This is a genomic window from Bacillus sp. m3-13, from assembly GCF_000175075.1.
GTDB lineage: Bacteria > Bacillota > Bacilli > Bacillales > Bacillaceae_I > Sutcliffiella_A > Sutcliffiella_A horikoshii_C.
Genome location: NZ_ACPC01000020.1, coordinates 43,318 through 67,283, shown reverse-complemented (window position 1 = coordinate 67,283; position 23,966 = coordinate 43,318). Strand labels below are relative to the sequence as shown.

At 40.2% G+C, this 23,966-nt stretch carries 23 protein-coding genes; 12 read left to right on the top strand and 11 right to left on the bottom strand.

Features of this window, described 5'->3' with window-relative positions; translation table 11 throughout:
• The first annotated feature begins 98 nt into the window (after positions 1–98).
• The 4 genes from M313_RS0114115 to spsC all read left to right on the top strand — a co-directional run bounded on the left by M313_RS0114115 (position 99) and on the right by spsC (position 2,699).
• Complete coding sequence (locus tag M313_RS0114115) at positions 99–578, top strand: NUDIX domain-containing protein (RefSeq protein ID WP_010196541.1); 480 nt, start codon at positions 99–101, stop codon at positions 576–578.
• A 174-nt stretch (positions 579–752) separates the two neighbouring features.
• Positions 753–875 (top strand): YuiA family protein, encoded by a 123-nt coding sequence (locus tag M313_RS26055; protein WP_157860702.1) that lies wholly within the window; start codon positions 753–755, stop codon positions 873–875.
• A gap of 158 nt (positions 876–1,033) precedes the next feature.
• Positions 1,034–1,363: a YuiB family protein gene (locus M313_RS0114110; RefSeq protein WP_029326522.1), complete on the top strand. Its 330-nt coding sequence runs from the start codon at positions 1,034–1,036 to the stop codon at positions 1,361–1,363.
• A 622-nt stretch (positions 1,364–1,985) separates the two neighbouring features.
• Positions 1,986–2,699: a stationary phase survival protein SpsC gene (gene spsC, locus M313_RS0114105; protein ID WP_010196531.1), complete on the top strand. Its 714-nt coding sequence runs from the start codon at positions 1,986–1,988 to the stop codon at positions 2,697–2,699.
• 51 nt (positions 2,700–2,750) lie between these two features.
• On the opposite strand, the gene M313_RS0114100 is transcribed toward spsC, so the two are convergent.
• Complete coding sequence (locus M313_RS0114100; RefSeq protein WP_010196528.1) at positions 2,751–3,560, bottom strand: cobalamin-binding protein; 810 nt, start codon at positions 3,558–3,560, stop codon at positions 2,751–2,753.
• Between the two features lie 14 nt (positions 3,561–3,574).
• On the bottom strand, positions 3,575–4,057 hold the full coding sequence (locus M313_RS0114095) for a divergent PAP2 family protein (protein ID WP_010196526.1): 483 nt from the start codon (positions 4,055–4,057) through the stop codon (positions 3,575–3,577).
• Positions 4,058–4,157: 100 nt separating this feature from the next.
• Between M313_RS0114095 and M313_RS0114090 the strand changes: the two genes are divergently transcribed.
• Positions 4,158–5,666, top strand: coding sequence for a leucyl aminopeptidase (locus M313_RS0114090; RefSeq protein WP_010196524.1), 1,509 nt, complete (start codon positions 4,158–4,160; stop codon positions 5,664–5,666).
• A gap of 1,085 nt (positions 5,667–6,751) precedes the next feature.
• On the top strand, positions 6,752–8,083 hold the full coding sequence (locus M313_RS0114085) for a Na+/H+ antiporter family protein (protein ID WP_010196522.1): 1,332 nt from the start codon (positions 6,752–6,754) through the stop codon (positions 8,081–8,083).
• A gap of 475 nt (positions 8,084–8,558) precedes the next feature.
• Here the strand turns inward: M313_RS0114085 and M313_RS0114080 are convergent, their stop codons facing one another.
• Entirely contained in the window at positions 8,559–9,155 is a 597-nt protein-coding gene (locus M313_RS0114080; RefSeq protein WP_010196516.1) for a biotin transporter BioY, read from the bottom strand.
• A gap of 217 nt (positions 9,156–9,372) precedes the next feature.
• On the opposite strand from M313_RS0114080, the gene M313_RS25320 reads away from it, so the two are divergent.
• Positions 9,373–9,564 (top strand): YueH family protein, encoded by a 192-nt coding sequence (locus M313_RS25320; protein WP_234946572.1) that lies wholly within the window; start codon positions 9,373–9,375, stop codon positions 9,562–9,564.
• Between the two features lie 36 nt (positions 9,565–9,600).
• Here the strand turns inward: M313_RS25320 and rodA are convergent, their stop codons facing one another.
• The 8 genes from rodA to M313_RS0114035 form a co-directional block, all read right to left on the bottom strand.
• Positions 9,601–10,767, bottom strand: a complete 1,167-nt coding sequence (gene rodA / locus M313_RS0114070) for a rod shape-determining protein RodA (RefSeq protein WP_029326519.1) — start codon at positions 10,765–10,767, stop codon at positions 9,601–9,603.
• Positions 10,743–11,897 carry a putative lipid II flippase FtsW gene (gene ftsW / locus M313_RS0114065; protein ID WP_010196508.1) on the bottom strand — a complete coding sequence of 385 codons (1,155 nt, stop codon included), beginning with the start codon at positions 11,895–11,897 and terminating at the stop codon, positions 10,743–10,745. Before ftsW ends, rodA begins: the two co-directional genes overlap by 25 nt.
• A gap of 386 nt (positions 11,898–12,283) precedes the next feature.
• The gene (locus tag M313_RS0114060; RefSeq protein WP_010196506.1) at positions 12,284–13,156 is read right to left on the bottom strand and encodes an ATP-binding cassette domain-containing protein; all 873 of its coding nucleotides are present in this window, start codon (positions 13,154–13,156) and stop codon (positions 12,284–12,286) included.
• A gap of 15 nt (positions 13,157–13,171) precedes the next feature.
• Entirely contained in the window at positions 13,172–13,987 is an 816-nt protein-coding gene (locus M313_RS0114055; protein WP_010196503.1) for a hypothetical protein, read from the bottom strand.
• Entirely contained in the window at positions 13,938–14,546 is a 609-nt protein-coding gene (locus M313_RS0114050; protein WP_010196500.1) for an RNA polymerase sigma factor, read from the bottom strand. The genes M313_RS0114055 and M313_RS0114050 overlap by 50 nt, the downstream gene beginning before the upstream one ends.
• Positions 14,543–15,817, bottom strand: a complete 1,275-nt coding sequence (locus tag M313_RS0114045) for a hypothetical protein (RefSeq protein ID WP_010196497.1) — start codon at positions 15,815–15,817, stop codon at positions 14,543–14,545. The genes M313_RS0114050 and M313_RS0114045 overlap by 4 nt, the downstream gene beginning before the upstream one ends.
• Positions 15,818–15,824: 7 nt before the next feature.
• Complete coding sequence (locus tag M313_RS0114040) at positions 15,825–16,835, bottom strand: ABC transporter permease (RefSeq protein WP_010196494.1); 1,011 nt, start codon at positions 16,833–16,835, stop codon at positions 15,825–15,827.
• A complete protein-coding gene (locus M313_RS0114035; protein ID WP_010196491.1) occupies positions 16,832–17,698 on the bottom strand; it encodes an ABC transporter ATP-binding protein in 867 nt (288 codons plus the stop codon). The genes M313_RS0114040 and M313_RS0114035 overlap by 4 nt, the downstream gene beginning before the upstream one ends.
• A gap of 377 nt (positions 17,699–18,075) precedes the next feature.
• Between M313_RS0114035 and M313_RS0114030 the strand changes: the two genes are divergently transcribed.
• The 5 genes from M313_RS0114030 (at position 18,076) to M313_RS0114010 (ending at position 23,888) form a co-directional block, all read left to right on the top strand.
• Complete coding sequence (locus tag M313_RS0114030; RefSeq protein WP_010196489.1) at positions 18,076–19,074, top strand: LacI family DNA-binding transcriptional regulator; 999 nt, start codon at positions 18,076–18,078, stop codon at positions 19,072–19,074.
• Positions 19,075–19,213: 139 nt separating this feature from the next.
• Positions 19,214–20,524, top strand: coding sequence for an ABC transporter substrate-binding protein (locus tag M313_RS0114025; RefSeq protein ID WP_010196486.1), 1,311 nt, complete (start codon positions 19,214–19,216; stop codon positions 20,522–20,524).
• Between the two features lie 264 nt (positions 20,525–20,788).
• A complete protein-coding gene (locus tag M313_RS0114020; protein WP_010196483.1) occupies positions 20,789–21,673 on the top strand; it encodes a carbohydrate ABC transporter permease in 885 nt (294 codons plus the stop codon).
• A gap of 12 nt (positions 21,674–21,685) precedes the next feature.
• The gene (locus M313_RS0114015; protein ID WP_010196480.1) at positions 21,686–22,516 is read left to right on the top strand and encodes a carbohydrate ABC transporter permease; all 831 of its coding nucleotides are present in this window, start codon (positions 21,686–21,688) and stop codon (positions 22,514–22,516) included.
• 40 nt (positions 22,517–22,556) lie between these two features.
• Complete coding sequence (locus M313_RS0114010; protein ID WP_010196478.1) at positions 22,557–23,888, top strand: GH1 family beta-glucosidase; 1,332 nt, start codon at positions 22,557–22,559, stop codon at positions 23,886–23,888.
• Positions 23,889–23,966: the final 78 nt, after the last annotated feature.

The window sequence follows — 23,966 nt, the reverse complement described above, 5'->3', positions numbered from 1 at the left end:
ATTTTGAAAAGCTGCACATTTAACATCGTGCAGCTTTTCTTTTTGTCTTTTTTCCTGATACCATATCTTTATTAGATAGAAAATAGGGGGACGATAACATGGGAAAAAGAGAAAATGTCTGGCTCGCAGTAGCGGGTATTGTGGTAGCAGAGGACGGCAAATGGCTTGTCGTAAAAAAACGTTACGGGGGACTGAAGGGAAAATGGTCCTTTCCTGCAGGATTTGTGGAAGCAAATGAAACCGTAGATGAGGCGGTTGCTCGAGAAATATCAGAGGAAACAGGCATCAGCGTAAAAGTAGAAGGTCTGGTTGGAGTCAGATCTGGAGTGATTAAGGAAACGATTAGCGATAATATGCTCCTGTTTTTATGTACGCCCTTAAATAGCGAAGTTGTCTATCAAGAAAGCGAACTATCTGACGCAGCATTTAAATCGCTTGAGGAATTGGAGAGTGATCCGGATTCTTCTTTACTCATCCACTACTGCTCTAAGCTTACTAACCTTTCTATATTAAAAGAAACGAATGCTATGAATCCCGGACAAGTTTTTAACTATAGTGCGTACAAGTTATTTTTCTAATAATTCTGTAAATTTAAGATAAAGTAAGAAACAGAAAGATTGGATAAGATGTATTCGCTTACATTGTATTTTTCGGTCGTTTTTGTCCCTTTCCTTTTTCCTTAAAAGGATGATATATTATCAGAAAATTAAATTAAATTCTGTTTTTAGAAAAATCATCTGGAGGGATTGGGAATGAAAAATCAACTGCAAACAGAGAAGAAGGATTGCCCGTATTGCTCAGGTAAAGGGTATTTTCAACTACTGCTAGGCGGATCAGAAACTTGTTCCTGCTGTGGAGGAAGCGGAAGAAAATAATTAGCTAATGTGTTTTCCACACAATCGCGCTGGTTCTATGATAGGTCAATTTTGACGTATTTAGGACAATTGCGATTGTGTTTTTGTTTGATTGCCAAAATTAATTGACTCGTATCAACGCTTTCAGTACACTAAGGAAAGATGTGTAATGGAGGTGCTTGGTATTGAATATACCAATTTTACTTATATCTGTTGTCTTATTTTTTGTGCTTTTCTTTGGAATTGGATTCCTTTTAAATATGTTATTGCGTATGTCTTGGATAATGGCCATCATTTATCCAATCGTATGTGTGTGGATTATCGCTCAGGATGACGTGAGGTTAATCGATTATTTCAGGCAGCCTGCCAGTACTTTTTCAAAACTCGGCTCAGAGGTTGCTTCCTTGCAGGTTGCCGATATTACTATTTTGTTAAGTGGCTTAGCTGGGGCAATAACTTCTGGTATCGTTATTAAAATGCTTCGTAAAAATGGATATCAAATGTTTTAACGTCATGTTAAGAATCGGCACTCATAGCCGGTTCTTATTTTTTTAAGAATAAGAAAGTATATAATCCGGTTGATTTCCGTTCCAGGCGCTTCGCTTGCCTGCGGGCGGTCCGTGAGCCTCCTCGGCTTTGCAGCCTGTGGGGTCTCACCTGTCCCTTCCTCCCGCGGGCCGTCTGCGCGCCCTCCACTACAATCAACGAGATAACTTCATTAACCTAAGGGTTTATGAAAGGACCTAACCGAGTTAACTGAAAATGAAGTAACCCTTCGTTCAAGTAACTTCTAGCTGTGGATTGGAGCAAAAGGCGAAGACTCCTGAGGGAGATAGCGGTAGCTTGAGACCCCGTAGCGAAGCGAGGAGGCTCAAGCACCGCCCCTAGGAAAGCGAAGCCATTTGCGGAAAGGAACAGCGGTTATTAACCACTAACTAATGTTTTATGCAAAAGAAGGAACGGGCGCTTTTAGTCCGTTTTTATTTAAATACTTAATGCCTCAAAACACTCCACTAATCTAGTATTTATTTTTGGTAAAAATAGGTGATTACTAGCTTTTCTCACAAAAAAGGAATACTTTCCTTTAAAACAGGGAAGGAATATCTTGTGAGAGGAGTGTGAGTGAATCACATGAAATTAGCGAAAACAATTTGTCGGAGGACGGTTATCGGGTTATTATTTGTACTTGCTCTGTCTGTAACCTTCCAATCCATATCAGGTGTTGAGGCATCAACCATTCACAACTGGCTAAAAGAAAACAACATATATGCCACTAATGCAAAAGGTGATCAAGAAAAAGAAAAAGAAGGCTTCTTTAAAAAAATTGGACTAGACATCAAACAATTGAACTTCCTTTCTGCGACACCTACCATGGTTTCAGCAAAAGAGGCGATAGATAAGCCAAAGACGCTAGAGGAACTAAACTGGGAACAGTACGAGACACATACGGTCCACGCCACGGGATATACAGCAGGCTATGAATCAACAGGTAAAAATCCAGGAGATCCAAGCTATGGGATTACATACTCAGGTCTTAAAGTTAAAAGGGATCTATACTCGACGATTGCAGCAGATATCAGTGTCTTTCCAATAGGTACGATTTTATTTATACCAGGTTATGGCTATGGAGTAGTAGCTGATATCGGCGGTGCGATTAAAGGGAATAAAATTGATCTCTACTACGATACAGTGGATGAAGTGTTCAATGATTGGGGCAAGCAGACCATCGATGTATACATAATTAAAAAAGGCGATGGCACATTGACCGAGGAAGAATTAAATCAATTAAACGAAGAAGAAAGCATGCAGGTGTTCCGTCAACAATATAGAAGAAACGGAGAATAGCATGGAAAAGCCGTACCTTTTCAGAATGTTTTTTGAGGGTACGGCTTTTTATTATTTCAATAAAGGGTCGTCTCCGGTGTATGTGGGATAGCTAGTAGGGTGAAGAATGGAAGCAAGTTTTTGTAATCCTAAGATAAGCCTTGGAGAAGGTCTGCAATAGAGGCTCTCCTCTAGTACATAGATTTGGGAGTTTAGAACAGCGTCGATAGTCTCGGCGTTTTCCCGTTTCATCACATGCTTAGGGTTCATTTTTGACTCCTTTACCCCAACCCAAATCATACAAATTGTATCAGGATTCTTCTTCACCACTTCTGCCCATTCTGTCTGGTAACTTGCCACTTTTTTATCGGAAAAGATATTGACTGCCCCTGCCAAGTCACTTATTTCCGTCAGCCAATTGATCTTACCGGGAGTGAAAATGGGTTTTGGCCACCACTCCCAATACAAAGAGGGTTTATCTTCACATGTTGTTGCGCACTGTCTGTATGTCTGAATTATTTCCATCATGGAGGAAGCAACCTTGTGTGCCTTGGATGAAAGATTTGTATATTCTCCTACCTTCAACAAGTCACCGGCGATATCCTCGAGTGATTGTGGATTTAATATAATATGTGGAATGGAGCGCTTTTCCAACTCTTCAATGTTCCGCTCCATTCCAGGGACACTTAAGCTGGCCAAAACTAAGTCAGGTTCTAAGGCTTCAAGTTTTTCCATATTGATATTTAAGTCTGGTCCAAGCTTTGGAAGGTCTAAAACTTCTTTTGGCCAATCGGAGAAATCGTCCACTCCCACTAGTTTGCTTGTCAATCCAAGATAGTGAAGCAACTCCGTATTGCTCGGACAGATGGATACCAGTCTCATCCACATCCCCTCCTTTACAAGCCGTGTACAATGTAATGCAAAACGATGGTCAGCAAAATCCCTGTAATTGCTCCAAAAAATACTTCGATCGGTTTATGGCCAAGTAGTTCCTTCAAATCTTTCACTTTTTCTTGCTCATTCATTTTCGGCCATTTCTTGGTCTCTTCCACAAAACGGTTGAAATCGCCCACTAGTTTGTTTAACACAATTGCTTGCTCGCCCGCGTGTCTTCTCACCCCGGTTGCATCAAACATCACGATGATGGCAAAGACGGTCGCAACGGCAAAAATGGGGGAATCCAAGCCAGTTTCAAAGGCAACGCCTGTAGCTAATGCTGTAACCGCAGCGGAGTGTGAGCTTGGCATGCCGCCTGTACTTGTGATCAGGGACCAATCAATCCTTCTTGAAGCAATATATTGAATAGGAACCTTTACAAATTGTGCAAATCCGATTGCTGCAAGTGCAGCCCATAGAGGAAAATTAGAAAATAACTCCATTTGATAGTATCGCCCTTTCTCTGCAGTTGTTACTATTACTATACCCTTATTTCCTTAAGTTCGGTATAATAAACTTACAATAAAATGGAGGTGTTCGAATATGTTTGTCGTACATAATGAAGCAGATTTTCCAAATCAACAGGAGGCGTTGGTAGTAGGCCTTTCTGAGAAACATAGCAAATTCGATGGATTGTTGGGAGAACTAGACTCCCAGTTGGAAGGACATCTGACGCAATTATTAAAAGACGAAGACATATCTGCAAAAAAAGGAAAGTTAGCAAGAATATATACATTTGGCAAAACTTCCTACAAAAGAATCTTTGTAGTGGGGACAGGCCGTGAAGAGAAACTTACTTTCGTTGAATTACGCAAGGTTTTTGGTAAAGTGGGTAAAACTCTTCAAGAATCTAAACTTAACAGTGTGGTGTTTGCATTAGATAGCTTTGTAACGGAAGATGTGGATGTATTGGATGCTGCACATGCTTTAGGAGAATCCATTCTACTATCGACCTATAAGTACGATGGATTTAAGCAAAAATCCAATGAGCCGGAAGTGAACTTGGAGCAGGTTGTTCTACTGACAGAACATGATAAAGAAGAAGTGGGAGCAAGTGCACATGTAGGGTATGTGTTTGCAAAAGGTACAAATACTGCTCGTACTCTTGTTAACCTGCCAGGAAATATGCTGACCGCGACAGATCTTGCAAACCATGCTGCCGGACTAGCGGAGAAGTATGGCTTTGAACTTGAAATTCTTGAAAAAGAAGAGATGGAGAAGCTTGGAATGGGTGCATTGTTAGCTGTTAACAAAGGGTCCGTGGAACCTCCTAAGATGATCGTGTTGAAATATCAAGGAAAAGAAGAGTGGACAGATGTTATTGGTTTAGTTGGAAAAGGAATCACTTTTGATACTGGAGGGTACTCCATCAAACCGAAAGATGGCATTGTCGGGATGAAAACAGATATGGGTGGAGCGGCAACTGTGCTTGGAGCTATGGAAGCGATTGGTGAGCTGAAGCCGGAGCAAAACGTGCTAGCAGTTATTGCCTCTACAGACAATATGATTAGCGGAGAAGCCTTTAAACCGGATGATGTGATCACATCCATGAGCGGAAAAACGATTGAGATATTAAACACAGATGCGGAAGGGCGTCTTGTTTTAGCGGATGCGGTAACCTATGCAAAACAGCATGGAGCTAACTACCTTGTTGACGTGGCAACTCTTACAGGAGGAGTCATTATTGCATTAGGTCATCACACTACAGGCGCAATGACCAATGATGAAGCGTGGTTTGAACAAGTACTTGAAGCATCCCATGAAGCGGGAGAAGAAATGTGGAGACTTCCGATTTTTGATCATGCAAAAGAAAGGGTTCGCAGCAGCAAAGTAGCCGATATGAACAATTCGCCGGGTCGTGACGGCCACGCCATTTTTGCAGGAGCGTTCATCGGAGAATTTGCAGAAGGTACACCATGGGTACACTTGGATATCGCAGGTACAGCCACTTCCAAGTCTGCTCATGACCTTGGACCAAGCGGTGGAACCGGAGCGATGGTTCGAACCCTCGTAACATTAGTAGAACGTTTTGGACAAACAGAAGAAAATTAATTGCTTTAATTAATGCGCATCCTACAATGGGATGCGTTTTTTCTATAGGAAATTATAAAAATAATTGAATTGTGGATAGTCTTCAGAGTAATTTTTGACGTTGGGATGAAGACCTCAGTGGTGACAAGAGATTAGGAGGAGAGAGGTCCTCATCGGTGTTATGAAGACATCAGTGAAGGGAAATTAGGAGGAGAGAGGTCCTTATCGGTGTTATGAAGACATCAGTGACGGAAAATTAGGAGAAGAGAAGTCCTCATCGGTGTTATGAAGACATCAGTGAAGGGAAATTAGGAGGAGAGAGATCCTCATCGGTGTTATGAAGACATCAGTGACGGGAAATTAGGAGGAGAGAGGTCCTCATCGGTGTTATGAAGACATCAGTGACGGAAAATTAGGAGAAGAGAAGTCCTCATCGGTGTTATGAAGACATCAGTGACGAGAAATCAGGAGAAGAAAGGTCCTCATCGGTGTTATGAAGACATCAGTGACGAGAAATCAGGAGAAGAAAGGTCCTCATCGCCAATATGAAGCCCAGTATAAATTCTTTTGACTACCGTTCCAGGCGCTTCGCTTGCCTGCGGGCGGTCCGGGAGCCTCCTCGGCTTCGCCTGTGGGGTCTCCCCTGTCCCTTCCTCCCGCGGGCGTCTACGCGCCTTCCACTACAATCAACAGGGTGACTTCATTTACCTTAGTTTACAAACCATCTAATCAAGTTATATAAAATAGCACTAACATATCTTAATGTAAATTCTAGCTGTGGATTGGAGCAAATGGTTGAGACTCCAGCGGGGGAGTAACGGTAGCTTGAGACCCCACAGCGCAGCGAGGAGGCTCAAGCACCGTCCCGCGGAAAGCGAAGCTATTTGCGGAAAGGAACAGCGGAGCAAAACAAGCAACTTAACAGGATCGGAGGGGTGCTCGATTTTTTTGCGCTTTGTCATATAGTACTTCTTCCTTACTTTTCCGTTGACAGTCATTCTAAATCTATGTTAATTTATCTTTATGCTTTTTCGCTCTAATTCTCTAATGATTTAATTAACTAAAGTAAAACAACATGATATACAGATAGAAAGGAAGTCTTTATTATGAATGCAGTTCTCATAGCCGTACTGGTTATGCTTACATTAAGTTTACTTAGAATAAATGTTGTACTTGCGCTGGTTTCAGGTGCTTTTATCGGTGGAATGGTTGGAGGTTTAGGCGTTGAAACCACAATCAATACTTTTACAGAAGGTCTGGGAGGAAATGCAGCGGTCGCCTTAAGTTATGCACTCTTGGGTGCTTTTGCAGTGGCACTTTCCAAAACAGGACTTCCCGATGCACTTGTAGAAGGTGCTATTAAGATAGTTGGAACAAAAGAAGATACTCGCAAAAAAGCGTTGTCCAAAGTACTTATTTTACTTATCCTTTTAACAGTTTCAATCATGTCACAAAATGTGGTTCCTGTTCACATTGCGTTCATTCCGATCTTAATTCCGCCATTACTTAAGATCCTTAATGAACTGAATATTGACAGAAGGCTGACAGCGACCATCATCACATTCGGTCTAACGGCGCCATACATTCTGTTACCTGTAGGATTTGGTGGGATTTTTCATGACATTTTAAGAACGAATATGAAAGAAAGCGGTTTGGATATCAGCTTATCCTCCATCCCAACTGCAATGGTAATTCCGGTTTCTGGAATGATAGTGGGACTTCTAATTGCGGTTTTCTTCAGCTATAGAAAGCCGAGAACGTATGAACAAAAAACTATAGGCGGCCAAGAAACAGAGCCATATACAAAGAAATCTATCATCATTGCTTTAGTGGCTGTGGTTATCTCGCTTGCCACGCAAGTCTACCTAAGCGAGGTGCTGAATGTACAAGGAATGATTTATGGTTCACTTGTAGGTATTATCATCCTGTATGTAGGCGGAGTAATGAAATCCAATGAAACTGATGTTATCCTTACTTCAGGTATGCGTATGATGGCATTTATCGGATTTGTTATGATTGCAGCGTCTGGGTTTGCTAGCGTCTTAAGAGAGACTGGTCATATTGAAACATTGGTTGCTTCTTCTGCAGAGTGGATTGGATCTAATCAGTTGCTTGCAGCATTCGCCATGTTGATAGTCGGACTACTCATCACAATGGGAATCGGATCTTCTTTTTCCACCATCCCTATTATTGCGGCGATATTTGTACCGTTATGTGCGGAGCTTGGGTTCAGTGCGATGGCGACCATCGCTATTGTTGGTACGGCTGCTGCTCTAGGGGATGCTGGGTCACCTGCTTCTGACAGTACGCTTGGACCGACTTCAGGTTTGAATGCGGATGGTCAGCATAACCACATTTGGGATACATGTGTACCTACTTTCCTACACTACAATATCCCACTGATTATTTTCGGCTGTATTGCTGCGGTAATCTTATAAACCACACAAAAAAGCCAGGCTGCGCGTTTTGCAGCCTGGCTTTTTGTCAAAGAATAAGAAAGTATATAGTACGGTTGATTTCCGTTCCAGGCGCTTCGCTTGCCTGCGGGCGGTCCGTGAGCCTCCCTCAGGCTGCACCTTCCGGGGTCTCACCTGTCCCTTCCTCCCGCGGGCGTCTGCGCGCCTTTCACTGCAATCAACTGGGTTACTTCAATTAACTAAGGTAATGAAAAATCACTTTTTCAAGTTGTCTGAAAACAGAAAATTTCAACGTAATATCTAGCTGTGGATTGGAGCAAATAGCGAAGACTCCAGCGGGGGAGTAACGGTAGGTTGAGACCCCGCAACGAAGTGAGGAGGCTCAAGCGCCGTCCCGCGGAAAGAAAGCTATTTGCGGAAAGTAACAGCGGAGAATAACTAATCACTAAAGTTTTTACTATAAAAAAAACCGGGCGGCTTTGCCCGGTTTGTCTTATTAAGCGACTTTACGTGTGTAAGGTGCTTTGGTTGTTTTGTTTACGACATAGTATAATCTAGCAGCAAGCAATGCGCAAAGAATTGTAAACACAACGTCTTTTAAAGCGAAAAGAGCCATTGTTGTCCATGCCGCAATATATGGTGTGCTTATTTCTAAAACGTAGTTAAGAATCACAAACATATAATTGGTTCCGATAAAATAGATAAGAATGATGCCAATGAAAGAGGCAAGCATAAATGTGCCTAGTTTCGGCTGAGCTTTCTTTTCTACAATCAGTCCAGCTACAAAAGCGGTGACCACATAGGATAATAGGAATCCTCCAGTCGGGCCGATAATTGTTGCAAATCCTGAACTAAACTGAGCAAAAACTGGTGCACCTGCAATACCTACTAGTAGATACACAATCATGGAAAGGGCTCCAAGTCTTGAGCCTAATAAAATTCCAGCTAAAACACAGAAAAATGGCTGCATGGATAGTGGAACACCACCAACTTGAAGAAATGGCATCCAAGATACGATGTTGGCGCCAATTGCCATCAAGGCAACAAACATGGCCGCATAGGTGATATCCAATGTTGACAATGAACGTTTCATAATGTAAACCCCTTTGTTGTATGTAGTTGACAATAAAATAATAATCTAAAAGTTTAATAGTTGTCAACATCATTCTTTTACAGGTTAACAAATGAAGCGGTTAATTGATTATTTATGTAAGTCTCGTTAAAATATGAACTATAAAGATTACGAGGAGGTTTAAATATGAAGATAAGAAAAGCCAACTTAGAAATGGATACTGTTAGTGTGTATATACATGAGAATAAAAAAGAAGGAGCAGACATTAGTCGCTATTCCCTCTATTAAATGGTCTACTATTATTCCTTATGAGGAAAATAATACGAGTTTGACGAGGAGGCTGGAGGACGAGTTTCAGTCTGCATTCAATAGTTCGGAGGATGCGACACAATTATCTTTAAAACTCGTTCAATGGGTCAGGGAAATGTAAAAACACCTCATCTAATGAAAGATGAGATGCTTTATATCAGTTAAACATAAACCTTTTTGTTCTGTATTTGACACTCATGACTATTCCCATGGCTATCATATTTGTTAACAAGGCACTTCCGCCGTAACTCATAAACGGAAGGGCAAGACCGGTGATTGGCATTAAACCGATGGTCATGGCAATGTTTTGGAATATCTGAAATGCCAGCAGGCCAATGACGCCGGTCACCAAGTAGGTGCCATAAGGGTTATCACAGCTTATGGCAATGATAATCAAACGGTAGATCATAATGAAATAAATAGAGATTACAAGAGTTGCTCCTACAAACCCGAATTCCTCTCCAATAAGGGCGAATATGAAGTCCGTCTGAACCTCTGGTATCCGACCGCTCTGGGACTGAACCCCATCTAATAATCCTCGTCCGGATACTTGCCCTGAACCTATTCCTTTCAAAGCTTCTGTTAGCTGAAAACCATAGGACGAGGCATATTCTTCACGACTCAACCAGCCGTAAATCCGTTCAAGTTGGTGAGGCTTGATGAACTTTGAAAATAATTCAAAATGATTGTTATGCAAATAGACCAGTGTTGTTAATCCAGCAGTAATAGATCCTGCAAGCAAGGTAAGTACCTTCCACGAAGTCCCGCTGATAAAAATCATGGTTACCATGATAGCTCCAATAACAAGGGCTGTTCCTAAGTCAGGCTGTAGAAGAATCAAACCAAAAGGTGGAAGAGAATAAACCATAATTTTCACTACGACACTGATAGGGGTCTTCGTATCCAATTCATGTTTCTCTTTGGCCCATTTGTAAATGACTCCTGCAAGCACAATTAGCAGGAATATCTTCATGAACTCTGAAGGTTGTAACATAAAACCACCAAGGTTAATCCAACGTTGTGATCCATTTCTTACAGTCCCGAATAAATGAACGGCAACTAAAAGACTAAGACCGAGAAAGTAAAAGGGTAAGGCTAGGTTTTCCAATAGTTCGTAGTCAAAGAACATGATGGAAAACATAATTCCTACCCCGATTATGTACCAAATAATCTGCCGTTTCACGAAATAATACGGGTCATTGACGAAGTACTGACCCGATGCACTATAAACAGCTATTAAACTGATAATAAATAGTAAAAACAGCAGAAATAACAAAGTATAATCTATTCGACTATACTCTAGCTTGTTATTTTCTGTCCCCATGTTGATTCTGTCTCCTCTCTAGCTTCTCTCGCAATGGTGGCGTGTTTCGATAGGTGAACTAGAATGCCTGCTGCAAAAATAGTGATAAGCAGGGAAGACCCTCCATAACTGATGAAAGGAAGTGTGATACCGGTAATCGGAACTAATCCACTTACTGCTCCAGCATTAATGAACACCTGACTGCTGATTTGGAAAGTGATTCCGAAAGCAAGTAATTTGCCAAAGGGATCTTTTAGAGAAACCCCGACTCTAACGCCTCTTACTAGTACAATTCCATAAAGTAAGAAAAGTGTCAGAATCCCAAAAATCCCAAGTTCTTCCGAAATAACGGCAAGGATAAAATCTGTGTGTGCTTCTGGCAGATAGCCAAGTTTATGTACTCCTTGCGCCAATCCTCTTCCCAAAAGGCCGCCATTTCCAATGGCAATGAACGATTCTACGAGCTGAAAGCCTGTATCTGAGGCATCTCCAAAAGGGTCAACAAATGATGTAATCCTTGCCCAACGGTAGCTGGCAGTCTTTGCAAGAATAAAAATCGCTAAAGCTGCAACAGAGCCAAGTAATAGAATATGCTTCCATCTAGCTCCTGAACAAATAAGGATAGCTCCGCAGGCGATGGTAATCATAGAGCCGGTCCCAACATCTGGCTGAAGTATGATTAAAAATAATATCAATATAAGAACAGCCAGAGGAGGTGCAACTCCTTTTCCAAATTGATGGATGTAAGGCTGTTTTCTTGCATAGACCCTTGCGAAATAGATGATCATGACCAATTTTGCAATTTCAGCGGGTTGCACACTGATACTGCCTAATTGAAACCAACTCCTAGCGCCATTCACTTCATTTCCGATAAACGGTACTAATACTAGTAATAATGAGAGAATTGATAATGCAACTAATAGAGGAGTCAATCTGTCGTATAGCTTATAAGGAGTGATGATAGCAGCTATAAAAACGGGTATTCCTAAATAAAGCCAAGTTTTCTGGCGATTAAAGAAATAAGCGTAGTCCTCATGAAGTTCATAGCCCAGCAACATCCCGGCACTGTAAATCATAATTAAACCGTATATACATAACAACACGATAGCTGTTAACAGTAACCAATCAAGTTTTTTGAAAAAATTTATCATTCTCTAATACTCCTTTAAAAAGGCTGGTTTCACAAAGAAAATATTCCCCCAATATTATTATACAATACCACACTGTTACAAAGATATTGGGAATATGTGAAACTTGTGTAACAGCGGCGTTTAACAGAGTTTAATGAAAAAAAAGAAGCTATCTTTCTTTAGCTTCTTTCAGATTGTTAACAAACTATAAGTTAGTTAGGGTATCTGTTGGAACAGTTAATCTTCATTGCAGGAGCTTCGCTTTCCGCGGGCAGTCCGGAAGCCTCCTCGGGCTATGCCCTGCGGGGTCTTCCATGTCCTTTCCTCCCGCAGGAGTCTTCGCTCCTTCCACTGCGATCAACTGGAGAACTTTCCTGATTTTGAACTTTTTTTACACACAAAAGAAGCTATCTTTCTTTAGCTTCTTTTGTGTATTTTCTAATAAAGAAAGCATCTTCCATGGTTGGTTTTGCTTCTACAAAACCAAGTACGGGTTTTGTGTTGCTTGCACATCTGATGGACAGTTTATCTTTAACTCGTCCTGCATAAACTATAAGGTGTTGGGATGAAAAGTTTTCGTATAAGTTATCCTGTAGCTCACCGGTCCAAATTTTTAAGGGGAGATGCTGTTTCCACATTAGTTTGCTCCCAGAATAGATTACTCTTCCTTGATACATCCATAGGACTCTATTGCACACAGGCCCCCATTCATTTAATTCATGTGTTGCTACAAGTATGACACAGTGGGGGGAAAGTTTTGCTACATAATTTAATAAACTTTTCCTCTCATGAATATCGAGAAAGTTAAGAGGTTCGTCCAAAAAAATGTAGCTAGGTTTCCCTAGAAAGGCTTGTGCTAGCGCCAATCGTTGCTGCATCCCTTGGGACAGTTTTTTGATTTTCTTCTTTTTAACATCTTGGAGATGAAAAACACTCATCAGTTCCTCAATTTGGCGGATGGAATAGTCTTTGCCAAGACCTTTAAGCTGGGCCATATACATCAATAATTTCACAGGAGTGAAATCAGGATATAGTTCCACTCCTGTTGGCACAAATCCTATTTTACTTCTAACTAAAGGAAGGTCTGTATCCATGGTATCATCATGATAATAAATTGTCCCCCGCGGCGCTCTAGTTGCGGTTGCCAGGAGATGCAGAAGGGTAGACTTTCCAGACCCGTTGTTACCTACAAGAATCGTTATTCCAGGTTGAAGGGTTAATTCATCGATTTCTAAGGTGAAGTGTTTGTATTTCCAGTAAATGTTATTTAATCTTATCATTTATTATCGCCTCAATTAACGAAACATCGTTTGCAGTTTCAGGCTTTTTTTGTAAGCTAAAAATAGAAGGAACAGGCCAAGCGTAACCAAGAAAGTCTGTATGCCTGCGACTTGACTGTGTGAAAACTGGATTAGTGCATAGCCATGTGTCTGATAGATAGCGCCAGCAACCATAAGAACAATCCATGCTGCGATACCAAATCCAAGACCGAATTTTACTCCTTTTCGCATCATTACATATGCGATCATTCCATAAATCAGCATAGCGGGGGCAATCCAATCTAACAAAAAGGGAAGCAGCTCAAAGTGTTGAACCTTAAAGCTAAGGTAAAAGGAGCCTATAATCCCCATAAGAATATTCATCGCTAATATGATTACCATTCGACTTAACAATAATAATGCAGGTGGAAATGGTGTGATGCTCTCAATTATACGCATTTGTTTATTCCACGTTTGGTACGTATAGAACACACCTACTAACATCGATAAAGGAATGGCAAACTGATAAAATTGTGTTGCTTCTGTTACATATACATTGGATGAAAATAACGTCAGCATGATAAAAATGAGCGTACTGGTTACCCAAAAGTGCCATTGATAAAATGAGATTTGTGCTTTTAATTGAGAAAGAAAGCTTGGTGGTTGAATAGATTCTTGTCTAAATTCTTCTTCAGGCGAACTTGCAATTTCATTGAATGTAGGTTGCAAGGCTGCCAGAAGTGCTTTTGTATCCTGACTGGATGGCGATTTAACAACATAGGAAGAAAACATATCTTTCATTTCATCTTCTAGTTGATACAGCTCTTGGTCTTGATTGTGTTGTTCCTTCATTATTCCCCGCCTCCTTTTCCGCTTCTTTAGATAATACCCCTTTAAGTTTCTTTAAAGCATGAAACAAATTGGATTTAACTGTTCCTAAAGGTAGATCAAGAATGTCTGCAATTTCCTTTAATTTCATATCCTGATAAAATCTCAATGTAACGATTTGTTGTTGGGACTCTGACAAATTTTTTAGGGAAGCTAACATTTCTTTTCTGGTTTCCTGTCGTTCGTAAATTTCAATGACAGAGGCTTGTTGATCCACCGTGACCGGCATTTCTTCTTTTGCCGTATCTTCTGAACGATATTGAGCACTTCGCCAGTAGTCCTTGCAGATGTTAGATGCGACTCGGTAGAGCCAGGCCTTCGGATATGTTGGTATTTGCTTTGACTTTAGTTGTTTTAGTAGGCGGATGAATGTTTCTTGAACAACATCCTCTGCTTTTTTTGAATCCTTCAACAGTCTTTCTGTATATTGATGTATCGGTACATGATACCTGTGAACAAATGCTTCAAATGCCGCCTGGTCACCCTCAGCCATCTGTTCAAGGAGTCTTTCATCGCTTATCACCGCATTCCCCCGCTTTCAAACGTACGATTCCAATAGAACATCCATTCTTCATAGGTGAAAGAATCTTTATTATTGGTCTTTATATCTTGATAAATCTCTTTAAGTAATCTTTTTATTTCTTCTTCATTCCCCTTCTCCCATTCCTTTGCGACCATCAATACAACCTGATTATTATATTGAAGCTTGTATGATTGAATTAGCTCATCAAACTTTTCTATGGTAGTCATATCAGTGGAGGAGCTCATCCAGTTAATATGAGAGACGGTCGGGAAATAATAGAAATTTGTACCGTTGAATTGCTCGAAATCAATCCAATTGAAATCATAATAATCTTTATATAAAACAAGTAGATAGGTCTCTATAAGCCCCTCTATCACGGAGTCTTGTGAAATCTCGTAATAATGAGTTAGAGATTCGTGTCCGAACAGCCAAAATGAGGTTAACCTGGTTTTCAAATCAATCATCGTGTTATTAATAACTTCACCATCATCAACCTGTACGTATGTTTGAACACTATCATCAAAGAAGAGTGCTTCGTCAAAATGGTTGCTGTTATATGTTTCTGTTCCAACATAGTCAAGAGAAGGGATATAGACGAGCTTCATGTCTGTTTGAAATTCCTCACCTAACCAGCCTTGATAGTATTTTTTTATTTCTGCCATATCGCCAAGCTTCTGATGTAGTATCTCATTGTTTTCCTTATGAGCAATAACGGAAAAAGGGAGATTCCCCTTATTTTCTACAAGTTCTTTATTTGATAAAAGTGTTAGCCCTTTAGCATTCTCACTGGTGAAAATTTGCACCCCGTCAGCAGTTTTTTTTCTAGAATGGGCAGTACTGAAAACGTGATGATCAAAGTTAGTCAATTCCACCTGAAAATCAGAAGTGGGAAGTTCTTGATGCAGTTCGATCTGCCTGTTAAACCCGATCGTATGAATATAATCCTCCATATCTACATCAGTAAGAGTATAAATAGGATAATCCCCCGGTAAAGGGTACCAACCAATATAGGAGGGGATGTACATATCTTCCTTTTTAAAGAAGGCAAAATTCCTTTCCCTTCCGTAAACATGTCCCCATTCATTTAGGCTGCCGGTATATTCTACCTCTAACCGATTTGATTCTTGTTGACCTATATTAGGGATTGTGATGAGGTGATGCTCCTTTTTAAAGTCAGTTTTCACTCCGTTCCAAGATACCGATTCCACTTCAAAAGAGGGATACAGACTGAAATTTAATGGAGTCTCTTCCTTTAGAGTAGGAATAATCAATTCTGCCTTAACGTGAAATGAATTTTTTTCGGTTCCGCTCCAACTTAATGGAATAACGATCTACATTATAAAAATCTCCTACTGTGTCCAAGAGAGTACCATCCTCAGAATCAAACTGCTTCACCGCACCTGCTTTTAAATAGCTATAATGCTCTAAGCGGTTTGCCCATAAATAGCTGTAAGGAAAAAACGAAGCAATCGTAAGGGCGGTTACTATTCCAAAGAAAGTCCATTTCCTTTTTTCAAAAGATGAGATTCGATTGGTGGATGACTTCATAATCGTAATAGCCAGTAAAAAAAGACTGAAAAACATGACAAATAGCTGCGAATATAAGGTTTCTTTTCTAGATAAACGATATCCCCAATCTTCAGAATGAGAGACATCCATGAAAAACTGATTTAGATGAAACGTCTTTAAAAAATACAATTGATATCGTTGAATAATGTATCCTTCCATAAAGAAAGTGCCAAACATCCATGCGCAAAATACAATGATATAAACAATCCTATTGGTGATCAGAACCGCTAATACCATCCCTAACGAAATAGTGACAACGTAAGACAATTGGCTTTGAATAGAGAATGACAAGCCGTGTTCTAGCAAATAAGAGATATTCTTGCCAAAGAAAGAACCTTGCCACACAAAGATCATGAAATAAACTAAAGTAAAAAGACTGCTATAAATAAAAAGGGATAGAAATTTTGCTAGAATAATGGATAAAAAGGAATTCGGCAAGGAATTTGTCCAATCTAATAAGACAGTCTGTTTTTCTCTCCGGATCGAAAGGACACTTGCTAAAAATAATACTCCAAGGGAAAGGGTGTGGCCGATAGCAAGAAACTCATTATTAGCTTTATAAAAGCCGGATGTATATTGACCGATAATGCTTGCAGCGTCTTGGTTTTGATTGGACATCCATAAGCTCATACTAACTCCATACACAAGTGGAGCCAAAAGGAAGAACCAATTCTTAAGTAGGAAACGGTTCTCTAGTTGCAATTGTTTTAAAAATCTCATGAGGAAGGCCCTCCTAACAGTGCGAGATAACCATCCTCTAAACTCGGCTCTAGCATTTTTGCTCCGTAAAATGGCTTTTCATCTGCCAGGACCCGTGCATGTACATGGCTGCCACGGTGTTCTGAACATAAAATGGTATCTTCTGCCATATTTTCTAAATAACCTGATGGAACCGTTCCTTCCCACACTTTGCCGCAAGCTAACTCTTTCAACTCTTCAACCGTAGCATCTAAAAGAAGCTCGCCTTTCTTCAATACCGCTATTTCATAACAACTGCTTTCAATATCTGTGACAACGTGGGTAGAGAGAAGGATACTTTTGTTAAGGCCTTCTTTGGATAAAAGATTTCTAAATCGCAGCTTCTCTTCTGGATCTAATCCTACAGTAGGCTCATCTAAAATAACCAATTTCGGATTTCCCATAAACGCCTGGGCAATGCCCACACGTTGCTTCATTCCATGGGAAAAATTTTTAATCTTTTCATTGGCTTTGGAAGTGAGGTTCACCTCGTGTAACCAGTGTTCTATTTGCTCCATGCGTTCTTTCTTGTTAGTAACGCCTTTCATCACTCCAACAAAATCCAATATCTCCTTTGGGGACATTTGTGGATAGACATGGAAGTGCTGGGGCAGGTATCCTATCAATCTCCGGACTTTTTCGGGGTGTGAAAGGATGGAAATCGAGTCGATGTGAATGTCACCGGCAGATGGTTTCATTAAGGTGGCCATGATTCGCATCAGTGTTGATTTTCCTGCGCCGTTAGGACCTAACAGACCGAATATTCCTGTAGAGATTCGCATGTTAATGGAAGAGAGAACTGTTTGTTGTTTATATGTTTTTGATAGATTGCGAATTTCGATCATGGTGAATCCTACTTTCTATTAAACTACATTTAACTTCTTGAGATTTACGTTCCAGGTGTTCGCTTATCCAGAGGACGGTGCTTGAGCCTCCTCGGCTTCGCCTGTGGGGTCTCAACCTACCGTTACTCCCCCGCTGGAGTCTCACACCTTGCACTCCAATCTCAAGGAGAACTACATTTATTATTAAATCCTTCACTAATTATAACGAAATAGATGGGAAAAGGTTTAAAGTCTGGGAGGAAATTTGGAGAAGGGGATATTTACCTGCAACATTCTGCAATATTTCTGAAATTTCTTTGTAAAAAGTCATTGACGGCGTTTACATTCTATTTTATAATTACTTTCGAAAGCGCTTTCGGTTCGAGAGAGGGAAAACAATGACAACTATTTATGATATTGCGAAAAAGACGGGTTTTTCCATTACAACTGTATCAAAAGTATTAAACAATTATACAGATGTAAGTGAGAAAACCAAAAAGAAGATACTAAAAGCTGTAGATGAAATGGGGTATTACCCAAATTCCCATGCCCGCTCCTTGATGACCAAAAAATCTTGGACGATTGGTGTGGTTTTCATGGAAAACTTAGGTGTTGGTATTAAACATCCCTTTTTCAATGCCGTGATTGAAAGTTTTAAGCAAAGAGCAGAGCAGTTTGGCTATGACATGCTTTTTGTTTCAAGAAACATCACCAATGAGAAAAAAAGCTATCTGGACCATTTCCGACATAGAGGAGTGGACGGAGTAGTGGTGGTTTGTTCCATATCCGATGATCCGGAAGTGAAGAAACTGATGGAGTCTCCATTACCTACCGTAATCATTGATATGCATAGCTCCAAGTCAAGTGTTGTATATAGTGATAATAGCTATGGAAGTGTGTTGGCTGTTGACCACCTGTATTCGCTTGGCCACAGAAAGATTGCACATATTTACGGACATCAAGAAACGTACGCAGGTACGGAAAGATTAAAGGGTTTTATAAAAGCGCTTAAAAAGCATAACTTAGATATTCCCAAATCTTACATTGTGAATGGTGGATTCTTCTCCATGGAAAGTGGAGAGCAAGCGATGCAAGAATTGTTATCACTAGATGATCCTCCAACGGCAGTATATGCTGCAGGAGATAATATGGCATTTGGTGCAATTAAAGCAATTAGAGTAAAGGGATTATCTGTACCAAATGATATTTCTATTATCGGATATGATGATATTGATATTGCCCAACATATAGCACCACCATTAACCACCGTCAAACAGAATATGGATCAACTTGGTTCCACTGCAGCCGATCTGTTACTAGATCAGATCAATGACAAAACAAAAGCTCAACAAAGCCGTAACGATCCCAGTGGAGCTTATCATCAGGGAATCGTGTAAGGCACTTAAAACTGATGAGTGAAGAGGGGACTAAACAAGTCTTCTTTTTTATCCATAATACGAAAGCGCTTTAGTATTATATTCGCAAAATCGAAAGCGCTTTAGTAAATCTTTACAACAAAAACAGGGGGGTATTTTTGTGAAAAAGAAGCTTTTAATTCTTATTACTGCAGTAATGACGCTTAGTTTATTGTCTGCTTGCAGCAACTCGTCTTCTTCTAAGAAGGCAGATTTAACTGTATGGTCCTTTACGGACGAGCTACAAGAACCAATTAATTTATTTAAAGAAGAAAATGGTGTAACGGTTGACTTGACAATCATTCCGATTGAAGATTATCCAACGCGTTTACGTCCAGTTTTAGAAAGTGGCCAAGGAGCTCCTGACGTATTTACTGGAGAACTTGCATTCATTAAAGACTGGGTAGAGCAAGATTATTGGGAAGATCTTTCTCAAGAGCCATACAACGTACAAGAGTGGGAAGATGACTATGTTCCATATGTATTCGACCTTGGAAAAGACTCTGAAGGAAAAATTAAGGCTGTATCTTGGCAAACAACACCAGGCGGTATCTTCTATAGAAGAAGTATTGCTAAAGAAGTATTAGGTACTGATGATCCTGCTGAGATCGGCGAAAGAATGAGTTCAATGGACGGTTTGTTTGAAGTCGGAGAAGAATTGAAATCCGCTGGATATCGTCTATTCCCAGATGAAGGAGCTGTTCGTTGGTTTGCACAAGGTCAAGATCCACAACCATGGGTAAACGAAAATAATGAGCTTGTTCTTACAGAAGGAAGAATTAACTACTTCGACTATGCGAAAGAATTACGTGATAAAGATTTAACTGCATTTGCACCAGAATGGTCTCCAGCGTGGTTTGCTGCAATGGATGAGCCAATCAACTACAATGCAGGTTGGGAAGAAGTAGACGAGGAAAGTTCTGACCAAACAGAAGTGTTTGCTTATGCACTACCAACTTGGGGTCTTCACAGCGTTCTAAAAACAAATACAGAAGAAACTGTTGGAGACTGGGCAGTAACAAACGGTCCGAACCCATACTTCTGGGGCGGAACTTGGTTAGGAATCTATAAAGGTTCTGAAAATAAAGATCTTGCATGGAAATTCGTTCAAATGATGACACATGATGAAGAGTTCTTAACTGATTGGGCAACAGAAACTGGAGATGTGCTTTCCTACTTACCTGTTACAGAAAAAATCAAGGGTGAATTCGAAGAGCCATTCTTAGGCGGACAAAATAACTATACGTTCTTCTTAGAAGAAGCTGCAAACATCAACCCAGGTACTGTAACAAGATATGACCAACAGATCGACGGATTCTTTGGATCTATGGTTGGGGAGTATGTAGAAGGAACGAAGACGAAAGAAGAGGCAATTGAAGAGTTCTATCGTTTAGTGAAAAATGCATATCCGGATATTAAGACACCTGAATAATGCAACAAAGGATGTGGTGGGAGCTGGAAATTTAGCTCCCACCCATCATTTAAAGTAAGCTCTGTTAACTGCCGCTGTGGATTTGCGCACTTGGCTTCGCTTTCCGCGGGGCGTGTGCTTGAGCCTCCTCACTTCGTTGCGGGGTCTCAACCTACCGCTATCTCCCGCCGGAGTCTACGCCATGTGCTCCAATCCACAGCTAGGTTATTTATATAACACATCATCTCTTTTATTAACAGAGTTATAAGAAAGAAGGCGATTGATTTGAAGAAAAAAGATCATTATGGCTATCTGTTCATCCTACCATTTTTCATCGTCTTTGGGATATTTAGCATCTATCCAATACTATTAACCTTCTATTATAGTTTCACAAACTATTCCGGTATGGGTGTTCCTGAAGTTATTGGATTGGCTAACTATACAAGACTACTTACTGACAGCTACTTTTTACAAGCGTTCTTTAACACTTGGTACATTTGGGGAGTTAACTTCTTCTTTCAAATGCTTATAGCATTAGGGCTTGCCATTTTGTTCTCAGATATTCGCTTGAAAATGAAAGGACTAGGCTTTTTCCGAGCAGTACTGTACCTTCCAAACTTAATAACTATCGCATCTGTAGCTTTATTGTTTGGTATTTTACTAGGCTGGCATCATGGAACATTGAATCATTTATTAATGGATTTAGGAATCATCTCGCAGCCAATCAACTGGCTTAACGATCCTACTACAGCTAAATGGTCTGTTGCTCTTATCGGAGCTTGGATGTGGTTCGGACATACATTTATCGTTTTAATGGCAGGTATTTCAGGTATTTCAAAGGATTACTATGAAGCGGCACTTATTGATGGAGCGAACCGTTGGAAAACATTGTTCCATATTACATTGCCATTGTTAAAACCAATTATGTTATATATCATGATCACTTCTTTAATTGGCGGATTGCAGATTTTCGAATTGCCGATGTTATTAACAGACGGTATGGGTGCACCGCAAGGATCTCTAAACACAATGGTTTTATATATGTACAACCAGGCATTTAAATTTAACAACTATGGATACGCCGCAGCGGTCGCATACGGATTATTCTTGATTACGTTAATCTTCTCGTTTGCAACATTTAAAGCTATGTACCGCAAAAGCATGGATTAGGAGTGAGTTAGTGTGAATAAAAGGACTTTTGTAAAGAGCATCCTCTACGGGCTTTTAATATTGCTTGCGATTATTAGCTTTATCCCATTTTATATGATGATTATCAACGCTACGAGATCCAACTCGGAAATTCTGCAAAAAGGGTTCACCCTTTTACCAGGTAGCGCAATCATGGAAAACTATGAAAGATTGATAAGTTTCGTTAATATTTGGCAAGGATTCGGAAACAGTGTATTTATCGCAATTTGTGTAACAGTATTAAGCTCATACTTTTCCGCTCTGACGGCATATGGGTTTGCAATCTATAACTTCAAAGGTAAAAACTTTCTATTCGTATCCGTTTTAATTTTGATGATGGTACCGGGCCAATTAGGTCTAATCGGATTCTATGACTTAAACAAGACATTAGGTACATTGGACAGTTATATCCCATTAATCATTCCGGCTATAGCAAGTCCATTCGTTGTTTTCTTCCTACGACAATTTCTTGTCTCCACCCTGCATCCTACTCTATTGGAAGCTGCAAGAATGGATGGAGCAAGTGAAATAAGAATTTTCCATACGATAGGCTTACCTATCATGATGCCGGCAGTAGCTACAATGGGTATCTTCACCTTTATCGGATCTTGGAATAACTACATTGTTCCATTGGTAGTGCTTTTCAGTCCGGAAAAGTACACATTACCTGTCATGATGGGCTTCTTAAGAGGATCAAAGGTAGCAGAAAATCTAGGTTCTATGTATTTAGGCATCGCGATATCTGTTGTACCAATCATGATCATCTTCTTGTTCCTATCCAAATACATCATTAGCAGTATTTCAGCAGGTTCTGTAAAAGAATAGATAAAAATAAGCAACTAGATTAATAGAAGAGGTGAACGGCATGTTAAATTTTTCAAAGGATTTCATTTTTGGAACAGCAACATCCTCCTACCAAATAGAAGGTGCACACGATGAAGGAGGTCGTACTCCTTCTATCTGGGATACTTTTTCAAGAACACCAGGGAAAGTTTGGAACGGAGACACAGGAGATGTTGCGTGTGACCATTACCACCGTTATGAAGAAGATATCAATATTATTAAAAGTCTTGGTGTAGATTCTTACCGACTATCTATCGCTTGGCCGAGAATTTTCCCACAACAAGGCGTGTATAACCAAGAAGGAATGGACTTTTATAAAAAGTTAATTCACGGGCTACTCGATGCAGGCATCAAGCCAATGGTTACGTTATACCACTGGGATCTTCCAATGTGGGCACATGAGCAAGGCGGATGGGTAAACCGCGAGTCCGTTTCATGGTTCCTTGAGTTTGCAGAGAAATGTTATGAAGAGTTAGATGACTTAGTTTACTCATGGATTACGCACAATGAACCATGGTGTGCAAGCTTCTTGAGCTACCACCTTGGACATCATGCCCCTGGACATACAAACCTTGAAGAAGGCGTAAAAGCAGCACACCATATTCTACTTTCACATGGTGAAGCGGTTAATTTGTTAAAAGGTAAATTCGGATCTTCTACACCAATCGGAATTACACTAAATCTAGCGCCTTCTTATGCTCCAACAGATTCAATCAATGACCAAATTGCAAGAAATAATTCTGATGGGTATGCTAACCGATGGTTCCTTGATCCAATTTTCAAAGGTTCTTATCCAATGGATATGATCAACCTGTTTTCCAAGTTGATTCATAACTTTGATTTCATTCAAGAAGGAGACTTGGAATCGATTTCAACTCCATGTGATTTCTTTGGTATCAACTATTACGCAAGATCACTGGTGGAGTTTGATCCAAGTTCTCCGATGCTAAACAAAGGTGCATATTCTGATTATCCAAAAACGGGAATGGGCTGGGATATCTCCCCACAGGAGTTCAAGGAATTAATTAGAGGACTTCGAGAGAACTACACTGATCTACCAATCTACATCACAGAAAATGGTGCGGCTTATGATGATGTAGTCGTGGACGGTTGTGTACATGACCATGAGCGTAAAGATTATGTGGAGAAGCATATTACAGCTGTTGCTGAGTTGAATGAAGAAGGTATGAATATCGCAGGGTACTTCTTGTGGTCTTTATTTGATAACTTTGAATGGGCGTTTGGTTATGACAAGCGTTTCGGCATGGTGTATGTGGATTTTGAAACGCAAGAAAGAATTTTGAAAGATAGCGCGAAGAGATACCAGGAAATTATTAGTTCAAGAAGTATATAATTCCATTTAACTGTTAATCTCTGTTCCAGGCGCTTCGCGCGCCTTTCACTGTGATTAACTTGGTATCTTTTATCACTA

What these genes read in the sequence shown, in the direction of transcription:
- ftsW (WP_010196508.1), bottom strand. Translation starts at nt 11,897, where the DNA reads ATGATAAATTTTTTCAAAAAACTTGATTGGTTACTGTTAACAGCTATC.
- M313_RS0114080 (WP_010196516.1), bottom strand. Translation starts at nt 9,155, where the DNA reads ATGAAACGTTCATTGTCAACATTGGATATCACCTATGCGGCCATGTTT.
- M313_RS0114090 (WP_010196524.1), top strand. Translation starts at nt 4,158, where the DNA reads ATGTTTGTCGTACATAATGAAGCAGATTTTCCAAATCAACAGGAGGCG.
- M313_RS0114060 (WP_010196506.1), bottom strand. Translation starts at nt 13,156, where the DNA reads ATGATAAGATTAAATAACATTTACTGGAAATACAAACACTTCACCTTA.
- spsC (WP_010196531.1), top strand. Translation starts at nt 1,986, where the DNA reads ATGAAATTAGCGAAAACAATTTGTCGGAGGACGGTTATCGGGTTATTA.
- M313_RS0114010 (WP_010196478.1), top strand. Translation starts at nt 22,557, where the DNA reads ATGTTAAATTTTTCAAAGGATTTCATTTTTGGAACAGCAACATCCTCC.
- M313_RS0114100 (WP_010196528.1), bottom strand. Translation starts at nt 3,560, where the DNA reads ATGAGACTGGTATCCATCTGTCCGAGCAATACGGAGTTGCTTCACTAT.
- M313_RS0114035 (WP_010196491.1), bottom strand. Translation starts at nt 17,698, where the DNA reads ATGATCGAAATTCGCAATCTATCAAAAACATATAAACAACAAACAGTT.
- M313_RS0114095 (WP_010196526.1), bottom strand. Translation starts at nt 4,057, where the DNA reads ATGGAGTTATTTTCTAATTTTCCTCTATGGGCTGCACTTGCAGCAATC.
- M313_RS0114085 (WP_010196522.1), top strand. Translation starts at nt 6,752, where the DNA reads ATGAATGCAGTTCTCATAGCCGTACTGGTTATGCTTACATTAAGTTTA.
- M313_RS26055 (WP_157860702.1), top strand. Translation starts at nt 753, where the DNA reads ATGAAAAATCAACTGCAAACAGAGAAGAAGGATTGCCCGTATTGCTCA.
- M313_RS0114115 (WP_010196541.1), top strand. Translation starts at nt 99, where the DNA reads ATGGGAAAAAGAGAAAATGTCTGGCTCGCAGTAGCGGGTATTGTGGTA.
- rodA (WP_029326519.1), bottom strand. Translation starts at nt 10,767, where the DNA reads ATGGGGACAGAAAATAACAAGCTAGAGTATAGTCGAATAGATTATACT.
- M313_RS0114055 (WP_010196503.1), bottom strand. Translation starts at nt 13,987, where the DNA reads ATGAAGGAACAACACAATCAAGACCAAGAGCTGTATCAACTAGAAGAT.
- M313_RS25320 (WP_234946572.1), top strand. Translation starts at nt 9,373, where the DNA reads ATGAGAATAAAAAAGAAGGAGCAGACATTAGTCGCTATTCCCTCTATT.
- M313_RS0114040 (WP_010196494.1), bottom strand. Translation starts at nt 16,835, where the DNA reads ATGAGATTTTTAAAACAATTGCAACTAGAGAACCGTTTCCTACTTAAG.
- M313_RS0114030 (WP_010196489.1), top strand. Translation starts at nt 18,076, where the DNA reads ATGACAACTATTTATGATATTGCGAAAAAGACGGGTTTTTCCATTACA.